We start from the raw sequence: 17,834 nt of genomic DNA on the forward strand, positions 1-17,834 counted from the left end.
TATTTTTCAAACGAAATGTTAAGCGTGATATTTTTATTAGCCACGACCCGAGCGATAGCGAACAGGCGAAGCAATTCACGAATTATTTTTTATGCTGATGGCGCATATTTTCTTTTGCCACAAATACACAAATTCCCACAAATTATTTCTTCAACTAAATAGCCACATATTAAAATAATTTAAAATCTGTGCAAATCTTTTTAATCTGTGGCAAAAAAATATGTTCGATCTACGTAAAAAAATAATTCGTGAATTCGTGGCTATCTTTTCATTGCAAAACTTCATGCATTGCCTTGGCTTTCAGCAAGCATTCTTCATATTCTTTTTCAGGAATAGATTGCGCTGTAATGGCACTTCCGACCGAAAATGAAACATATTTATTTTCCTGATTGTATAAAATACTTCTAATTACAACATTAAAATCAAAATCGCCATCTGGCGTAAAATACCCCACTGCTCCACTGTATAATCCTCTTTTGGTTTCTTCCAGATTTTCTACAATTTCCATAACCGAAATTTTTGGCGCTCCCGTCATGCTTCCCATCGGAAAGGTTGTTTTTAAAACATCTACAGCAGAATATTGCGGATCTAATCTCGAACTAATTGTAGAAATCATCTGATGTACTTGCAAAAAAGAATAAATGCCACAAAGCTCTTCAACCACTACCGAACCTTTTTGCGAAGTATGCGACAAATCATTTCGAACCAAATCGGTTATCATGATATTTTCAGCTCTTTCTTTGGCATCTGTCGCTAAAGTACTCTTCGATTTTTCATCTTCAACCGGATCTACAAAACGTCTCGAAGTTCCTTTAATTGGCTGCGAAATAATTTTATCTCCTTCCTTTTTCAGATATCGTTCTGGCGAAGCTGAAAGCAAATAGTGTTTGTAATTTTTAAAGAAAACAGAAAAAGGCGGTTGTGAAATCTCATTCAGCTTCTGAAACTTTTCTAACGGATTTATAATTGCATTTTCAGCATAAAATTCCATGCAGAAATTCGCTTCGTACATATCTCCAATATGAATATGTTCCAGCATTTTATTTATTTTCTGAATATACAATTCTTTCGAAATACGCTGTTCAATTTCTAACGGTTCTAAACTTTGGACTTTGGACTCAGTACTTTGGACTATTTCCTCAAAGTCCTCTTCAATCTCATCATCGCAAAGCATTAAATACTGAATTTCAAGTTCATTTCCTTTCAAAATAAAAATCTTTTTAGGCTGAAAGAAAAACAAATCTGGAAAGTGCAAACCGTCAAAATTATTCGATTGCAGTTTTTCTACATCATTCTTTAAATCGTAAGAAAGATATCCAAAAAGCCAGTCTTTGGTATTTTGCTGATATTGTTTTAAATCTTCAAAAGCATTGTAATAATCGGTTTTTAAAGACGTAAAAGCATCTGCTGCCAATATGCAGTCAAAACTCGAATACTGTTGCGGATAAGAATTGCTGTCTAAAAAAACGACTTCGCGAAATTGCTGCGCCCAACTTAAAAGCTGCTCCTTAAACAGTTTCGGATTGGCAATATTTTTATGGATGGAAACTCTCAAAAATGGTAATTTTAAAGGTCAAAATTACGACAAAATTCTTTCATTAGCGGAAAGCAAAAAAAATAATCAAACGTTTTGAATCTGATTGCAAAACTGTTAAAAAGACATGCTTTTTTATAAGAAAAAATTCGTTATATTTGATATACAATTAGATTAATCCTAAAACAGCCTTGGTTTGATTGTACAATTCTTAAAAAAGAACCTCAAAAAACATAATTTGTGATTCTACTTTGAGCTTATAAATTGCATCTTTTCCAATAGCTTAATTATATTTTTTAACCCTAAAAAATCCTAAGTATTATGAAAATTGCCACCATTATTGTCCGCGTTTTAATTGGTCTTTTGCTACTTTTTGCCTCTATCAGTTACTTTTTTCACTTGATGCCTGAACCTGAAACTACAGGAAACTTTAAAGCTTTTAATGTAGGTTTAATGGCTGCCACTTATTTGATGCCGTTGGCAAAATCAATTGAGCTGCTTTGTGGAATTGCATTTGTAACTGGGCGTTATGTAACTCTAGCCAACGTCTTGATCTTACCGATTACGGTAAATATTTTGTTTATCAACTATTTTCTTGCACCCGAAGGCTTGCCTATTGCCATACTGTTATTTCTAGGAAATTTATTTTTGATTTACAGATACTGGGATAATTACAAAAGTGTTTTTACAGCATAAATCATTTTCAAATAAAACAGAAAGTCCGTCCCGATAGAAATAACGAGACGGACTTTTTGTTTTCTAATTTACCTTATCGTGCTTCACCCAAACCAAATCGGTTACATTGTAACCAATTTCCTGCGCTTTGATAAGAAAATCTGCTTTTACACTTTCTGGAATTGTTTTTTCTCTAGAAAGTATCCACATGTATTTTAAACTTTCTCCAGCCACAAGTGCGTATTTGTAATCGGGATCGATTGCTACGACATTGTAACCAGAATAAAAAGGACCAAAAAATGAAACCTTAAGCATACCGACATTGTCCTTTGTGACAAATTTGGCTTTCCCGATACTTTCCTCCCATTTGTCTTTTTTGACATTATAGCCCTTATTATCAACTTTTATAGTTTTATCTTCATTTAAAGAATACTCGGCAGTTACATTGTTCAGATCTCTTTCCCATTTGTAATCTAATCTGGCAATTTCGTACCATTTTCCGAGATATTTCGTGCTGTCAAAGTTTGTTACAGCTTTTGCATTTTTTGGAATTCCGCCTCCGCATGAGGTCAATGCGATTCCAATTCCTGCTCCAATTAGAATTGGAACTATATATCTACTTTTCATAATTCTATCTTTTTAATAATGATAAAGATAGCACCTGAATTACACATCTAATTTACAAAATTATTTTAGAATATTATATGATCCAAAGCTTAAATTTTAAGCACAAAAAAACCGTTCCGTCTCGTCAGAATCTGACGAGACGGAACGGTTTTAATATGATTTACGTAAATTATACGTGTAAAGCTCTATTTTCTGTAGCTGCCAATGCTGCTTCTTTTACCGCTTCCGCGAAAGTTGGGTGTGCGTGGCTCATTCTAGAAATATCTTCAGCAGAAGCTTTAAATTCCATTGCAGTAACCGCTTCAGCAATTAAATCTGCTGTACGAGCACCAATCATATGAACTCCTAAAACTTCGTCTGTTTTTTCATCAGCTAAGATTTTTACAAATCCGTCTAAGTCAGCACTTGCTCTTGCACGTCCTAAAGCTTTGAATGGGAAACTTCCTGATTTGTATTTCACTCCAGCTGCTTTTAATTGCTCTTCTGTTTGTCCAACAGCAGCAACTTCTGGCCATGTGTAAACTACACCAGGGATTAAGTTATAGTCGATATGTGGTTTTTGACCTGCTAAAATTTCAGCAACCATTACTCCTTCTTCTTCCGCTTTGTGCGCTAACATTGCTCCACGAACAACGTCACCAATTGCGTAAATGTTTGGAACACTAGTTTGTAAATGATCGTTTACTTCTACTTGTCCTCTGTCTGAAATCTTAACTCCAGCTTTGTCAGCGTTTAATCCGTCTGTGTAAGGACGACGACCAACAGAAACTAATGAGTAATCTCCTTCTAAAGTGATTGTTTCTCCTTTTGCATTTTCAGCTTGAACAACAACAGCATCGCCGTTTCTTTCAACTGATTTTACTTTGTGAGAAACGTAGAATTTCATTCCTTGTTTTTTCAACACTTTAGTTAATTCTTTAGAAAGCGCTCCGTCCATTCCTGGAATGATTCTGTCCATGAATTCAACCACAGAAACCTGAGCTCCAAGACGAAGGTAAACTTGTCCAAGCTCGATTCCAATAACGCCTCCACCAATAATAACTAAGTGTTTTGGAACTTCTTTTAAAGCCAAAGCTTCTGTAGAAGTAATGATTCTTTCTTTATCTATTTTGATGAAAGGTAAAGAAGATGGTTTTGATCCTGTAGCAATTACAGTATATTTTGCTTCGATAGTTTCTGATGTTCCGTCTGCTTTTGCAACAGCAATGTGCGTTGCGTCTACGAAAGATCCTAAACCATTAAAAACAGTAATTTTATTTTTATCCATTAAGTAGTTGATTCCACCTACGGTTTGATCTACAACAGCTTGTTTGCGCGCGATCATTTTCTCTAAATTGATTTTTACATCGCCAGAAACTTCGATTCCGTGGTCAGCAAAATGAGCAATTTCAGCGTAATGGTGAGAAGATGATAATAATGCTTTTGAAGGAATACAACCCACGTTAAGGCAAGTTCCGCCTAATGAATTATATTTTTCTACAATAGCAGTTTTGAAACCTAATTGTGCGCAACGAATTGCTGATACATATCCGCCAGGACCTGAACCTATAATGACTACGTCAAATGAACTCATAGTTTTGTCTTTTTTATTTTAAGCGTCACAAATTTAAGGAATAAAGTTTTGTTTGAAGTTTAATTTTCAATGTTTTTTGTGTGAAATTTTGAGGTTTTGTACCGCAGAGATGCACGGAGGTTTATCGCAGAGGTTCACAAAGTTTTTTATTTTGCATTGTGTTTTTTTTTGCCACGAAGGTGCTAAGACGCAAAGCTTTTTTGATTTTAGTTTTCGATGGAAAGATCATGAAGGCTTTTTTAATCGCGCAAAGACGCAAAGTTTTTAATAAAATGAATTGCCTCCAGCTTTAGCTGGAAGCAATTCAAAAAAACTTTGCGCCTTTGCGTCTTTGCGCGATTAAAAAAACTTTGCACCTCAGCATCTTAAAATCTTAGAACGAAATCACCGTCGAATTCTTCACTTCACTAATCATAAACATACTTTGGGTGCTTCCGATATGCTGCAACGAAGTAAGTTTTGTGACTAAAAATTCTCTGTATGCTTCCATATCTTTTACGAGGACTTTTAAGATATAATCGTAATCACCGCTTACGTGATGGCATTCTAAAACCTCATTGAGTTTTATGACCTCGCTTTCAAATTTGGTCAGGAATTCTTTGGTGTGCTGAATGAGTTTTAAATGACAGAAAACCACAAATCCTTTTTCGATTTTGGATTTATCTACAAGGGCGGCGTAGTTTTTTATAATGCCTTCACGTTCCAGTTTTTTGATGCGTTCGTAAACTGCTGTTACTGATAAATTAAGTTTTAAAGACAATTCTTTATTGGTCTTTTTACTATCAGTTTGGAGCAAAACAAGAAGTTTTTTATCGATTTCGTCTAATGTCATGGTTACGTCATTGCGAGGAACGAAGCACTCGAGCGCAAGCGAACTGAGCGTTAGCTAATCTCATCCTCTGGTTAATTTTATTGTTTGTTGTTTTCGAAAGAAAATCTACAGAATTAGATTTTGTAATTCAAATTTAGATTAAAAACCAAAATAAACACTTTTTTATAGTTTTAAAATCTAAATAAAAACCACTTAGTTGATTATTAATCTATACTATCTTTTCTTTGACGAGGATTTCTTTTGAAAACGAGTGCCTAGCCCTGATAGAAGTGGAAAGCCCACAGTAAAAAAGGCAAAAATTTCTTGTTCTAAAAAAGCGACCAGCGGAAGCTCTTTTTAGGACATTAGAAATTTTGACTTTTTTGCGAGGACTTGAAACGGATAGCGGCAATAGCTTCTAAAAATTCCAATAACGAAATTCCAAATTCCAAAAATTGGTTTAAAGTTCCAACAACTTGAAACTTGAAACCTGAAACAATAAAAAACAAAAACTTATGAAAAACTTTAACCCAGCAGATAAAATTCAGGATTTGCAATACTTTGGCGAATTTGGCGGTGTGAATCCGTCGATTTCTGATTCTTCGACTTATACATTTTTATCGGCAAAAACGATGTTTGATACTTTTGAAGGGAATATGGAGGGCTGTTATTTGTATTCGCGCCATTCTTCACCGAGTAATTTGTATCTGGATCAGGCTTTGGCGGCGATGGAAGGAACGGAAACGGCCAATGTTTCGGCTTCGGGAATGGGCGCGATTACGCCTACGCTTTTGCAGTTATGCGGTGCCGGTGATCACATTGTTTCGAGCCGAACGATTTATGGCGGAACTTATGCTTTTCTGAAGAATTTTACGCCTCGTTTTGGCATTGAAACGAGTTTTGTAGACATCACTAAATTGGATGTTGTGGAAGCTGCAATTACTTCTAAAACGAAAGTTTTATATTGCGAAACGGTGAGTAATCCGTTATTGGAAGTGGCTGACATTCGCGGTTTGGCTGCAATTGCTAAAAGACATAACTTAAAATTGGTTGTCGATAATACTTTTTCGCCTCTGTCTGTTTCTCCAGCAAAATTGGGCGCTGACATTGTGATTCATTCTTTAACAAAATACATTAACGGAAGCAGTGATACGGTTGGCGGTGTGACTTGTGCTTCGAAAGAATTTATCAATTCGCTGAAAAATGTAAATTCTGGTGCAAGCATGCTTTTAGGACCAACAATGGATAGTTTGCGTTCTGCAAGTGTGATGAAAAATTTGAGAACGTTACATATCAGAATTAAACAGCACAGTCATAATGCGCATTATTTAGCGAATCAATTTGAGAAAGACGGTCTAAAAACGGTTTATCCTGGACTTAAAAGTCACCCGAGTCATGAATTGTACAAAACGATGATTAATCCGGAATATGGTTTTGGGGGTATGCTTACCATTGACGTTGGCACTTTAGCGAAAGCGAATAAATTAATGGAATTAATGCAGGAACGAAATCTGGGTTATCTGGCGGTGAGTTTAGGGTTTTATAAAACGTTATTCAGTGCGCCGGGAACTTCTACTTCTAGTGAGATTCCGCTAGAAGAACAACACGAAATGGGATTAACAGATGGTTTGATTCGTTTTTCTATTGGATTGGATAATGATATTGAACGTACTTACCAGATGATGAAGGGATGTATGGTGGAGCTTGGGGTTTTGTAGATATTGTTTCGCAGAGATGCGCGGAGGATTTTCACAGAGATACACTAAAGTTTTTTTGCCACGAAGGCACTAAGACACAAAGTTTTTTTTGCTTGAAAAGACGCTAAGATTGTTTCACGCAGATTTAAAAAGATTGAAGCAGATAAAGCAGATTATTTTAAAAAAATCAAAATTAGATCTGCGTGAATCTGCGTTAAACAAAAAATCAGCATAATCCTTTTATCTCGATAGTTATCGAGAATGACAAAATAAAAAGCCGTTTTGAAATCAACTTCAAAACGGCTTTTTACTTATAAAACTCTTAACTCTTAACTCACAACCTGAGCATTAAGTTTACTATTTTTTCGGCTGTAGCCAAAGTAAATCAGCAATCCGATTATTAACCAGATAGTAAAATAAATCCAGTTCCAAACGCTTAATTCAGCCATCATATACAGACAGCAGATTAATCCTAAAAGCGGAATTAAAGAAAGGTTTTTTCTGAAGGCCCAAACGGCTAATCCAACTAAAACAAATAAGAAAATCCACATTGGAATTTTGTGTTTAAATAAACTGAAACCTGACTCGTATTTTGCTGCATCGCTAATTGGAAGCCCTTTTACAACTTCAGCATATTTTACTTCATCGTCTTGATATTGTCCTAATAAATGTTCTAAATCTGAAGTTTCGGCAGTTTTATTATTAACTTCGATACTTTCCAGATAATTAAAAACTTTGGCTGATTCTTCTTTATTTAATGAGGTAATAATTGTTGTAGCATCATTTGTTTGAGTCTCATTATTAATGAAAGCCATCGTAGCCTTATTATTGAAAGCAAAAGCGTAATACAAGCCAGCAATCATTAAAACAGGCAAAATATATTTTGAATTGATATAAGGCGTCTTAAATTTTCCTCTCGGAATTTCTGGCTTATTTTGAAGTACCAAAACTCCTGCACAAACTAAAACAAAGGCAAATAAAGTCCCGATACTACATAAATCGGTTACCATGGTTAAGTTTAAAAACAAAGCCGGAACTGCAACAACAAATCCAGTTACAACAGTAGCAAAAGAAGGCGTTTTGAATTTTGGATGCACTGTTGAGAATTTCTTTGGCAACAATCCGTCACGGCTCATACTCATCCAGATTCTTGGCTGTCCCATTTGGAAAACCAATAAAACGCTCGCCATAGCCACAACTGCACTTACAGCAATAATTCCAGACATCCATTTTAAATCTAATTTTTCGAAAACAAATGCTAATGGATCCCCAACATTAAGTTCGTGATATTTTACCATTCCGGTCAAAACCAAAGCAATGGCAATATAGAGAATCGTACAAATTATAATTGCCCACATCATTCCGCGTGGTAAATCTCTTTGCGGATTTTTACATTCTTCGGCCGTTGTCGAAATGGCATCAAAACCGATATAAGCAAAAAATACAGCCGAAACTCCTTTTAAAACGCCACTAACTCCATTTGGCGCAAACGGATCCCAATTGGCTGTATCTACATAAAATACTCCAACTGCAATTACTAAAAGCACTACGCAAAGTTTTACCACAACCATTAAGTTACTGGCATTACGAGATTCTTTCATTCCTCTGTAAACCAAAGCAGTAATCAGAATAATAATGAATAAAGCTGGTAAATCGGTTACAAAATGAAATGATCCTATTGTTGGTGCTGTTGTCCAAGCCGTGTGCGCTTGCTGTAACGCTGTACTTAAATTTTCGAAAGATTTTCCGCCTCGCATTAAAGCTTCGGCATCATTAAAACCGTTTGAAGCGGTTAAATAATCCATCTGAATCCATTGCGGGAGATGAATTCCGCCACTTTGGAGAAGTCCCGTAAAATAATCACTCCACGATATGGCAACTGTTATGTTTCCGACGGCATATTCCATAATTAAAGCCCAACCGATAATCCAAGCGATAATTTCACCAAAAGCTACATAAGAGTAGGTATATGCACTTCCTGAAACTGGAACCATCGATGCAAATTCAGCGTAGGCAAAAGCGGCAAAACTACAGGCTAAAGCTGTAAATAAAAACAAGAAAATAACGGCTGGTCCACCATCTGCACTGGCTTTTCCGATAGTACTAAAGATTCCTGCTCCAACAATCGCTGCGATTCCAAAAGCCGTTAAATCTTTAGTCGTCAGGTGTTTTCCTAACGCCTCATGACCGTCGGCTTCGTTTTTTGCGACTTGTTTTAAAATATCTTGTACCGTCTTTTTTCGGAATAAACTTGAAAATGCCATATAGTGTCTTGCGGTTAAATTAATTTAATATAGACTTAATGCTTTTATTTTGCAAATAATGCAAAAATTATCTTCATATCAAATATATAAAACGATTTTGTTTTATGGTGTCATTTTTTTCTGCCATGAATACTTTAAGGCGTAATTTTTTTTGCCACGAATTCACGAATTTTCTTTAATTTTTATTTTTGCCACAGATTAAAAGGATTAACACAGATTTTTAAATCTATATCTAAATTATTTTTCACACAGATTTGGCAGATAATGCAGATTTTGATTACGCTAAAAAGATTTACGCAGATTTTTAAAAATTTAATCTTTAGAATCTGCTTAAATCAGCAAAATCTGCGTGAAATAAAAATCTTCTTAATCCTTTTAATCTGTGGCTAAAAAAACTTTGCGAACCCTTGCGTAAATCCTTGCGTGCATTGCGGTTAAATTTACTTTAAACTCAAATGTAACATTTTCAAAAAACAATCTACTAATCAATAAAATGTTTAATTTTTTAACGATTAACTTATGGAAAAAATTACAAGACGCTCTTTTGTAAATAAATTTGGACTTGGCGTTGGCGCATCTGTCGTAATGACTTCACTTCCTTCTTTTATAACTGAAACAGAAAAGGTTCGAATTCCTTATACTGGAAAAAAATTAAACATTGCTTTGTGCGGTTTAGGAAACTATGCTTCATTGCTGGCTGAAGGTCTTCAGGTTTCTGAATATTGTCAGCTTACGGGAATTGTTACCGGAACGCCTTCTAAAGCAGAAAAGTGGAAAAAACAATATAATATTCCTGAAAAGAACATTTACAACTACGAAAATTTCGATGAAATCGTAAAAAATAAAGATATCGATTTGGTTTATGTGGTAACTCCAAATTCATTACACAAAGAGTTTACAGTTCGTGCTGCAAAAGCCGGAAAACACGTTATTGTAGAGAAACCAATGGCTATTACGGTTGCGGATTGCGAGGAAATGATTAAAGTCTGCAATGATAATAATGTGCAATTGGCAATGGGTTATCGCCTTCATTACGAACCGAATCACTTAGAAGTAAAACGATTGGGACAAGAAAAAGTTTTGGGACAGGTTCGTTACATCGAAACCGCTCTGGGATACAGCACTTATGACATTCACGACGTTAATAAAGCTGTAGATTTAAACGATCGAAATGAATGGAGAATGACTAAAAAATTTGCGGGAGGAGGAACCTTAATCAATTTAGGTATTTATTGTATTCAGGTTTCGCGTTATGTTTTAGGCGAAGAACCAATTGCGGTTACAGCACAATTTGGAACTATCAATAACAAAAACCGATTTAAAGAAGTAGAAGAAAACATTACATGGCAAATGGAATTTCCAAGTGGCGCCGTCGCTAATTGTTGCAGTTCGTATGGTTTTGGTATTGATAGATTTCATGCTGCTGCCGATGAAGGTTTCTTTGAAATGAGTCCTGCTGTAAGTTATGGCCCTTTTGTTGGAAAGAGATCTGATGGAAAACCGTTTAATTTCCCAGTTATAAACCAGCAGCAAACTCAAATGGATGAGATTTGTAAAGTGATTTTAGCAGACAAAAAACTTCCAAATCATATTACTGGTGAAGAAGGTATTAAAGACGTTAGAATCATCAACGCAATTTATAAAGCCGCTGAAACGGGTAAAAAAGTAAGCTTGAAATAGTTTTTTGCTTGCCACGAAGGCACTAAGACACAGTTTTTTAATTATTTTAATTCGTGAATTCGTGGCTATTTTTCCGCCAAGAATTCACGAATTATTTTTTTTGCCACAAATTAAAAGGATTAAAAAGATTAAAAAAAATCTGTGATAATCTGCATAATCTGTGGCAAAAAAATCTTTGCGTGCATTGGCGTAATTCCTTGCGCTCTTTGCGGTTAAACTCTACTTCAAGCAATTTCTCAAAATAGAAACTGGATGCTGTGCTTCTCTCTTCGTTCCATCATAAATTTGATGACGGCATGAAGTTCCTGCAGCTGCGATTTTTACATTTTCGGCTGTGTTTCTAACCTTTGGAAAAAGCGTATCCTCTCCCATTTGCATACTTACATTATAATGCTCTTTTTCATAACCAAAAGAACCCGCCATGCCGCAACAGCCCGAATTGTAAATCGTAACTGTATTGTTTTTAGGAAGATTCAACATCGCGAAAGTCGCTTCAACAGAACTTAAAGATTTCTGGTGACAATGTCCGTGAATTTTAATTTCTTTCGTTTCTTCAGAAAAAGAATCTGAAGTAATTTTGCCGTCTATGATTTCTTTTTTGAAGAATTCTTCGATCGTAAAGCAATCTCGGGATAATTTTTCTGCCGCTTCTTTATCATCTGCTAAACGCAAATATTCATCTCTAAAAGTCAAAATCGCCGATGGTTCAATTCCGATTAAAGGAGCATTTGACATCACTAAATCTTTAAAAATATTCACATTATGATTGGCAATTTTCTTGGCTTCTTCCAAAAAACCTTTAGAAAGATACGTTCTTCCGCTTTCTTCGTGATCGATTACCAAAACCTGATAACCCAATTTCGTTAAAAGTTCAAAAGCATCGATTCCGATATTCACATCATAATAATTGGTGAATTCGTCTACAAACAAATACAATCTTCCGTTTGGAAAATCTGTTTTTGAAGGTTTATTATTTGAATACCATTTTCTAAACGTCTTTTTCGCCAAAAGCGGCACTTGCCTTTCTGGCGCAATTCCCATTGTTTTTTTAACAAAAGACTGATTCGAAATAAAATTCGTAATCGATGGGAATTTGCTTCCCATTTTGTTCAATTTGGCGTTGTTGGCAAAAATCTTATTTCGCGTAGAAAATCCGTTTGCCTTTTGGTATTGGTATAAAAATTCTGCTTTAAGAGTTGCAACGTCCACATTACTCGGACATTCGCTGGCGCAAGCTTTACAGCTTACACACAACTCAAAAACTTCGTATAATTCTTTCTGGTCGAATTTATTTTCTTTCTCAGAATACGTTAAATATTCGCGTAAAGCGTTGGCTCTCGCACGGGTGGTTTCTTTTTCATTTTTAGTCGCACGATAACTCGGACACATCGCTCCTCCCGCTGACGGCAGTTTTCTGCAATCTCCGGAACCGTTGCATTTTTCGGCCGCACGCAAAATTCCTAAACTGTCTGAGAAATCCTGAAACGTTTTAATATCGGGTTCAATTCTTCCCGAAACTACACGATGATTTTCGTCCATTTTCAAGGCATTTACAATCTTACCTATATTTAAAACCGAATTTGGATCAAAAGCTAGTTTGATCCTTTTCAACAATTCATAGTTTTTCTCGCCAATCATAAACGGAATAAACTCACCGCGCACAATTCCGTCGCCGTGTTCACCGCTTAACGAACCTCTATATTTTTTAACCAAATGCGCCACTTCTGTCGCAATGGTTCTGAACAATTTTAAATCAGATGTTTTCTTCAAATTCAAAACCGGACGAAGATGCAGTTCTCCCGCTCCAGCATGTGCGTAATAAATCGCTTCCTGTCCGTGACGTAGCATCATCGCCGAAAACTCTTCAATATAAGCAGGCAAATCACTTAATTCAACCGCCGTATCTTCAATCGAATCGGCTGCTTTATCATCGCCAACAATACTTCCTAAAAGTCCAAGACCCGCTTTTCTGAGTTCGTTGGCTTTGTCAATATCATTTCCGTAAATTTTTACTTTCGCATAACCAAAATTGTTTTTCTCTAAATCGGCAATCAAAGCATCGGCTTGTTTTTCAGCATCTTCCAGAGTGTGCGATGCGACTTCAAACAGCATAATGGCTTTAGGTTCTCCAACCAAAAAGAAACGGTTTTTAACGTGCTCGCGACTGGTTTTCGTACAATCCAAAATCGTGTCGTCGATCATTTCGCAAGTGTACAAATGATGTTTCATCGCCACCACAACCGATTCTAAAGATTCCTGAATCGTATGATAATGTCCGACAACCATAATACTGTGAGGCGGTGGCAGATCGTCAACTTTCAGCGTTACTTCGGTTGTAAAAGCCAAAGTCCCTTCACTTCCGCAAAGCAACTTTCCAAGATTTATAGTGGGTTCAGTTCCTCCAAATAATTCCGATTTCAAGAGAATATCAACCGCATAACCCGTATTTCTTCTGTGAATTTCTGGTTTTGGAAACTCTTTTACTATTTCTTCCTGAGCTGCTGCAACCGAAAGTTCGTCGTAAATCGTTTTGTATATTTTATTTTCTAAAGAATCGCCTTTTGTTTTTTCAATAAATTCAGCCGAAGTCAGGTCTTTAAAAACCACTTCAGATCCGTCACTTAAAAGTGCTTTTACTTCAGCAATTTTATCTCTCGTAACTCCGTAACGAATCGAAGTTGTTCCAGAAGAATTATTTCCAACCATTCCGCCAATCATCGCGCGGTTTGAAGTTGATGTAATGGGAGCAAAAAATACGTCGTGAGGTTTTAAGAATAAATTCAACTCATCGCGAATTACGCCTGGCTGAACGGTTACGGTTTTCTTTTCTGCATTGTACGAAATAATTTTAGTGAAATGCTTCGACACATCAATCACCAATCCGTCCCCAACTGCTTGTCCCGCCAACGAAGTTCCCGCAGTTCTCGGCGTAATCGATAGCTTATTTTCGACTGCAAATTTAATCAGCTTGGCAATATCGTCAGTCGTTTTAGGCAACGCCACCGCATTCGGCTTAATTCGGTACACCGAAGCATCTGTAGAATAAAGCGTTTTATGAAGCTCATCGAATAAAAGTGTGCCTTCGAGACTTGCGGCTAATTGCTCTAAATGAGATTGGGTCAACATGTAAATGGTGCTTTTTATAAAAATATTTCCTGAAAAAACTCAGACCACAAAGATAAAAATATCACAAGGCAAAACAGTTCTATTTTATGAATTTATCTAACAGTTCCGAAAGATTTTATAAAATTCTGAAAGAATCCTGTAAAGCATTCCGTTTACTAAAAAGCTAATTTTAAAGTTTTAGTTCGTTTGGAAAATGAATAAAATTTAAACACATAGAAACATAGTTCATTTTATGCAGAAAGATTACCAAGAGAAATACATTTCTCACACATAGCAAACTATGTGAATTTATGCAAGTGAAACGCCTTTTTTAGTTTTTTAAATCTATGTTTCTATGTGTTTAAAAAAATTAAGCCAACGAACTACAACTTTTTTTACGCCACAATTATTATGGAAAATTTCTTTCAGGACGTCATCAACCATCTCGAAGGTTACTACAATAGCATTGTTGATCTTACGCCAAAATTTATTCTCGCCATTTTGGTCATTCTCATTTCTTGGTTTATCGCAAGCCGTGTGGGTATTTTTGCAGGAAATCGACTCAAAGCCAGAATGCACGATCGTCTTTTGGCTACATTTATTGCCCGCTTAATCAAATCGGTTTTACTCATCATCGGGATTCTTATAATGTTCCGTATTATAGGTCTGGAAGGCGTTGCAACAAGCATGTTGGCCGGTGCAGGAATCTCAGCTTTTGTAATTGGTTTTGCGCTTAAAGATATTGGCGAAAATTTCCTCGCCGGAATTCTCCTTGCCTTCAAACGCCCTTTTAATATTGGTGATATTATCGAAAGCAACGGCGTAAAAGGCGAAGTCATTAACCTCAACCTGCGAGACACCGAAATCAAAAGCGATTCTAAAATTATTTATATTCCAAATGCACTTCTTATAAAAAACACACTCATTAATTATAACAGCGAAGGTTTTCTCCTCCAGACTTTCACAGTCGGATTAGAATATGGTTCTGACTATACACGAGCTATCGAACTCATAAAAGAAGTTCTTGGAAACAGTGAAGAAGTAACCGATAAAGATCACGAAAACGCCGCCGTAATTACCGATGTCGCCGCTGCTGGTGTCATTCATTTAAATATCAGATATTGGATTAAAACTGGTCCTTATAACGAAAATTCGGAATGCCGTTCTAAGATTATTGCTGCTGTTTTGAAAAAGCTGAAAGAGAATGAGTTTGTGTTGAAATAGAGGTTCTAAGGTGCTGAGATGCTAAGCTTCTGAGGTTTTTTTCTTTTTGAAGCTATTTACTTAGTCAGTTCGCTATCGCTCGTGTCCAGCTGTCCGCTATATCTTTTGTGTCTCGTTAAAAAACGAGACACAAAAGGATGCCGCTTCCATCTGGGCTAGGGCACTTGGTTTCATAAGATGTTTAGTGAAAGATCATTTGATACAATCGTTTCAAAATTTCAAACAACATAACAATGATTCCAATTCCTGCAATAAGATAAACCCTCCAACTACGCATTTTAGTCATTGAATCCAATTCTAATCCTTCTTCTTCTAGCTTTTTGGATTCTTTTATATCTCCAATTCTAATCCACCATATTAGAAAAACACAGAATACAATTCCACCAATTACAACAAAAATATTTTCGTCTTGTATATATTTCATTTATTTGAATATTCTCATTTGTAAAAATAACATTTTATATTTACTTCGTAGAAACAATTAGGCTTTAAAATATAATATTTTTCTTACATAAAATATTTTTTTTGATATCTTTACAGTCCTAAACACAAAGAATATGATATCAAAAAAGCTTTTGCCCGTGCGGTATGGTGGCAGTATTGGAAACAACTGCAACGCACTTTGTGGCGTAGGACACCTTAGCTGTACGGGTTCTTTTCCTAAACACAAAGATTATGAGTACCAACACAATTTCAAAACAAACCGAAATCAAGCTTTTGAATTTTTTCAACGACAGAATCGATCCTGTAGAAATGGCTAAAACACTAAGGCAGGTAAACTTTACAATGGCTTTATGTGTCTTAAGCGAACATGAAACATTTCAAAGCGAAATCATCAAATTAAAAGACAGCTTTTACTGGCTCAATGAATTAGCCGAAACTTTAAATCCTTATTTGGAGTTGGAGTAAAAAGCTTAAAATGAAAAACCTCGACTTGAAAATCGAGGTTTTTATTATTTTAAATATTCAAGCATCCGAGACGCTCATACTAGCTAATTATTTTTATTATTCTTTATTAATTTCATCAACAACGCCATCAATTACATCATTTGCTAATCGCATATCTAATTTAAAAAATTCTCGATTTGATGAAATTCTATAATTTTTTAAAATCTCATGAATTTCTTTCTCCGCCTTTTTACAGTCTTTTACTGCCCATTCACGCATAATATAAAAATGGTCAGGAACACTTGTTTTCGATAGCTGTTTAGCTCTTTCATCCGTTAATTTTGTTGTCAAACCTATTTTGTAGATGTTTCTTTCCATTGTAGTATTTCGCATAATATAAATATAGCCCGCGTTTTCTCCTACAAATCTATTCTGATCATTTTTTGAAACAATTAATTCATCAGAATTTGCTATAAAATAACTTTCTGTTGTTGTAACCCATGTTCTTCCTGTAATTTGTTTATTATTTTTGTCTGTACCAAATTCATCTGGTTTCAAATCCATCCAGTAGCCACTGCTTTCTACTTTAAACTTATCATCTCTTAAAACAACTCTGTCGAAAGAAAATTTATTATTACTATTCAATAACCAAAGAGAACGAAATCTTATCTTATATTTTGATTCAATATCTTTGTACTTTCGATTCTTTAGCGGGTTATTTATTAATGCTTTTACTTTTGTTTCCCTTTCCTCTTCAATTATATTATCTTCTGAAACATTAAAATAATGCGGAATATACAAACAAGCTTTTGCTAATTCAAATATTGAATTATATTCTTCAATATCTCTTACTAATTTACTATAAATTTCTTTATGATCTTCTGTAAGCCATTTGCCTTTTCTCATAAAACCTGTCCTATCGTCAGTGATAATAGTATAAGAATTTCCTTCGTCTTTAGCTATATATCTTGCGTCAATTTTTTGAGTTTCTAAATCAAATCGGCAGGCTATTAAAGCTTTCCATAAATTTGGGTCATCATTTAATTTAACTGCTTCCCTTATTCTATTTTCTGCAGGATGAATATTTTCTTTTCCAGGTGTTACTTTTCCTAGGGAGTGATCGACAAATTCTTTCGTTACTTTCAAAGTGTCAGTCATTTCTCCAGTTACGAACATAAATGTAATTTCAGAACCTCTACGAACTAACGAAATTCCTGCTATAACAAACTCCTTACCACTACTTGTCTTAAAGTTAATTTCTTTTATATCAGCTCCTACATTATAATTATAGATCAAATCCTCTTGAAAATTATCTTTTATAAAATCAATATTGTATTCAAAATCATTTGAAGTGTAATAATCTATGAAATCAAAAAAAGAAATGAGATAATCTTCTTCCTCAAGTAATTTCCAAGAATTTACAGTTTTATCAAGATCAAAAAAAGCTTCCATTATGTTGAACATTATTGGCATTTTTCGATGACCAAATGACCAAGAACGGTGATTAAATTCTGTTAAAAAATGTCTTAGCTCGTGATCAACATATAATCCAATACCATTTAGATTTTGAAGTTCAAGAGTACTAACAGCTTTCTTAAATTTATCCTGTATAATTTTCTTTAAATTAGGATTACGAACCATGTCTTTTTCATGTGTTGCTTGTAATTTTTCATAAGCTTCCGTACCCTCTTCTGGTACAAGATCAATTGAGCGCTCTATTTTCCTTTTAATATGTTCTTTCATATTTATGTTTATG

General features: G+C 35.2%; 13 protein-coding genes. 5 read left to right on the forward strand and 8 right to left on the reverse strand.

What is annotated here, in order from left to right:
* Window positions 1-268 precede the first annotated feature (268 nt).
* Entirely contained in the window at window positions 269-1,555 is a 1,287-nt protein-coding gene (locus EG814_RS10460) for an anthranilate synthase component I family protein (RefSeq protein WP_125721613.1), read from the reverse strand.
* A 300-nt stretch (window positions 1,556-1,855) separates the two neighbouring features.
* Between EG814_RS10460 and EG814_RS10465 the strand changes: the two genes are divergently transcribed.
* Entirely contained in the window at window positions 1,856-2,230 is a 375-nt protein-coding gene (locus EG814_RS10465; RefSeq protein WP_125721615.1) for a DoxX family membrane protein, read from the forward strand.
* Window positions 2,231-2,293: 63 nt separating this feature from the next.
* Here EG814_RS10465 and EG814_RS10470 read toward each other — a convergent pair whose 3' ends face one another.
* From EG814_RS10470 to EG814_RS10480, 3 genes are all read right to left on the reverse strand, one after another.
* Window positions 2,294-2,836, reverse strand: coding sequence for a lipocalin family protein (locus EG814_RS10470; RefSeq protein ID WP_125721617.1), 543 nt, complete (start codon window positions 2,834-2,836; stop codon window positions 2,294-2,296).
* 169 nt (window positions 2,837-3,005) lie between these two features.
* A complete protein-coding gene (gene lpdA / locus EG814_RS10475) occupies window positions 3,006-4,409 on the reverse strand; it encodes a dihydrolipoyl dehydrogenase (protein WP_125721619.1) in 1,404 nt (467 codons plus the stop codon).
* Window positions 4,410-4,782: 373 nt separating this feature from the next.
* Window positions 4,783-5,241, reverse strand: a complete 459-nt coding sequence (locus EG814_RS10480) for an Lrp/AsnC family transcriptional regulator (protein ID WP_053471104.1) — start codon at window positions 5,239-5,241, stop codon at window positions 4,783-4,785.
* 494 nt (window positions 5,242-5,735) lie between these two features.
* Between EG814_RS10480 and EG814_RS10485 the strand changes: the two genes are divergently transcribed.
* Window positions 5,736-6,938, forward strand: a complete 1,203-nt coding sequence (locus EG814_RS10485; protein ID WP_125721621.1) for an aminotransferase class I/II-fold pyridoxal phosphate-dependent enzyme — start codon at window positions 5,736-5,738, stop codon at window positions 6,936-6,938.
* Between the two features lie 308 nt (window positions 6,939-7,246).
* Here the strand turns inward: EG814_RS10485 and EG814_RS10490 are convergent, their stop codons facing one another.
* Complete coding sequence (locus EG814_RS10490) at window positions 7,247-9,181, reverse strand: amino acid permease (RefSeq protein ID WP_125721623.1); 1,935 nt, start codon at window positions 9,179-9,181, stop codon at window positions 7,247-7,249.
* Window positions 9,182-9,700: 519 nt separating this feature from the next.
* On the opposite strand from EG814_RS10490, the gene EG814_RS10495 reads away from it, so the two are divergent.
* Window positions 9,701-10,861 (forward strand): Gfo/Idh/MocA family protein, encoded by a 1,161-nt coding sequence (locus tag EG814_RS10495; RefSeq protein WP_125721625.1) that lies wholly within the window; start codon window positions 9,701-9,703, stop codon window positions 10,859-10,861.
* 219 nt (window positions 10,862-11,080) lie between these two features.
* Here EG814_RS10495 and EG814_RS10500 read toward each other — a convergent pair whose 3' ends face one another.
* Window positions 11,081-13,987 (reverse strand): FAD-binding and (Fe-S)-binding domain-containing protein, encoded by a 2,907-nt coding sequence (locus EG814_RS10500; RefSeq protein ID WP_125721627.1) that lies wholly within the window; start codon window positions 13,985-13,987, stop codon window positions 11,081-11,083.
* A 390-nt stretch (window positions 13,988-14,377) separates the two neighbouring features.
* On the opposite strand from EG814_RS10500, the gene EG814_RS10505 reads away from it, so the two are divergent.
* Window positions 14,378-15,190: a mechanosensitive ion channel family protein gene (locus EG814_RS10505; protein WP_125721629.1), complete on the forward strand. Its 813-nt coding sequence runs from the start codon at window positions 14,378-14,380 to the stop codon at window positions 15,188-15,190.
* Between the two features lie 181 nt (window positions 15,191-15,371).
* Here the strand turns inward: EG814_RS10505 and EG814_RS10510 are convergent, their stop codons facing one another.
* Window positions 15,372-15,614: a hypothetical protein gene (locus EG814_RS10510; protein WP_125721631.1), complete on the reverse strand. Its 243-nt coding sequence runs from the start codon at window positions 15,612-15,614 to the stop codon at window positions 15,372-15,374.
* A 251-nt stretch (window positions 15,615-15,865) separates the two neighbouring features.
* Between EG814_RS10510 and EG814_RS10515 the strand changes: the two genes are divergently transcribed.
* On the forward strand, window positions 15,866-16,099 hold the full coding sequence (locus tag EG814_RS10515) for a hypothetical protein (protein ID WP_125721633.1): 234 nt from the start codon (window positions 15,866-15,868) through the stop codon (window positions 16,097-16,099).
* 96 nt (window positions 16,100-16,195) lie between these two features.
* Here the strand turns inward: EG814_RS10515 and EG814_RS10520 are convergent, their stop codons facing one another.
* Complete coding sequence (locus EG814_RS10520; protein ID WP_125721635.1) at window positions 16,196-17,821, reverse strand: GIY-YIG nuclease family protein; 1,626 nt, start codon at window positions 17,819-17,821, stop codon at window positions 16,196-16,198.
* Window positions 17,822-17,834 lie beyond the last annotated feature (13 nt).

It is taken from the genome of Flavobacterium ustbae (assembly GCF_003946915.1).
GTDB lineage: Bacteria > Bacteroidota > Bacteroidia > Flavobacteriales > Flavobacteriaceae > Flavobacterium > Flavobacterium ustbae.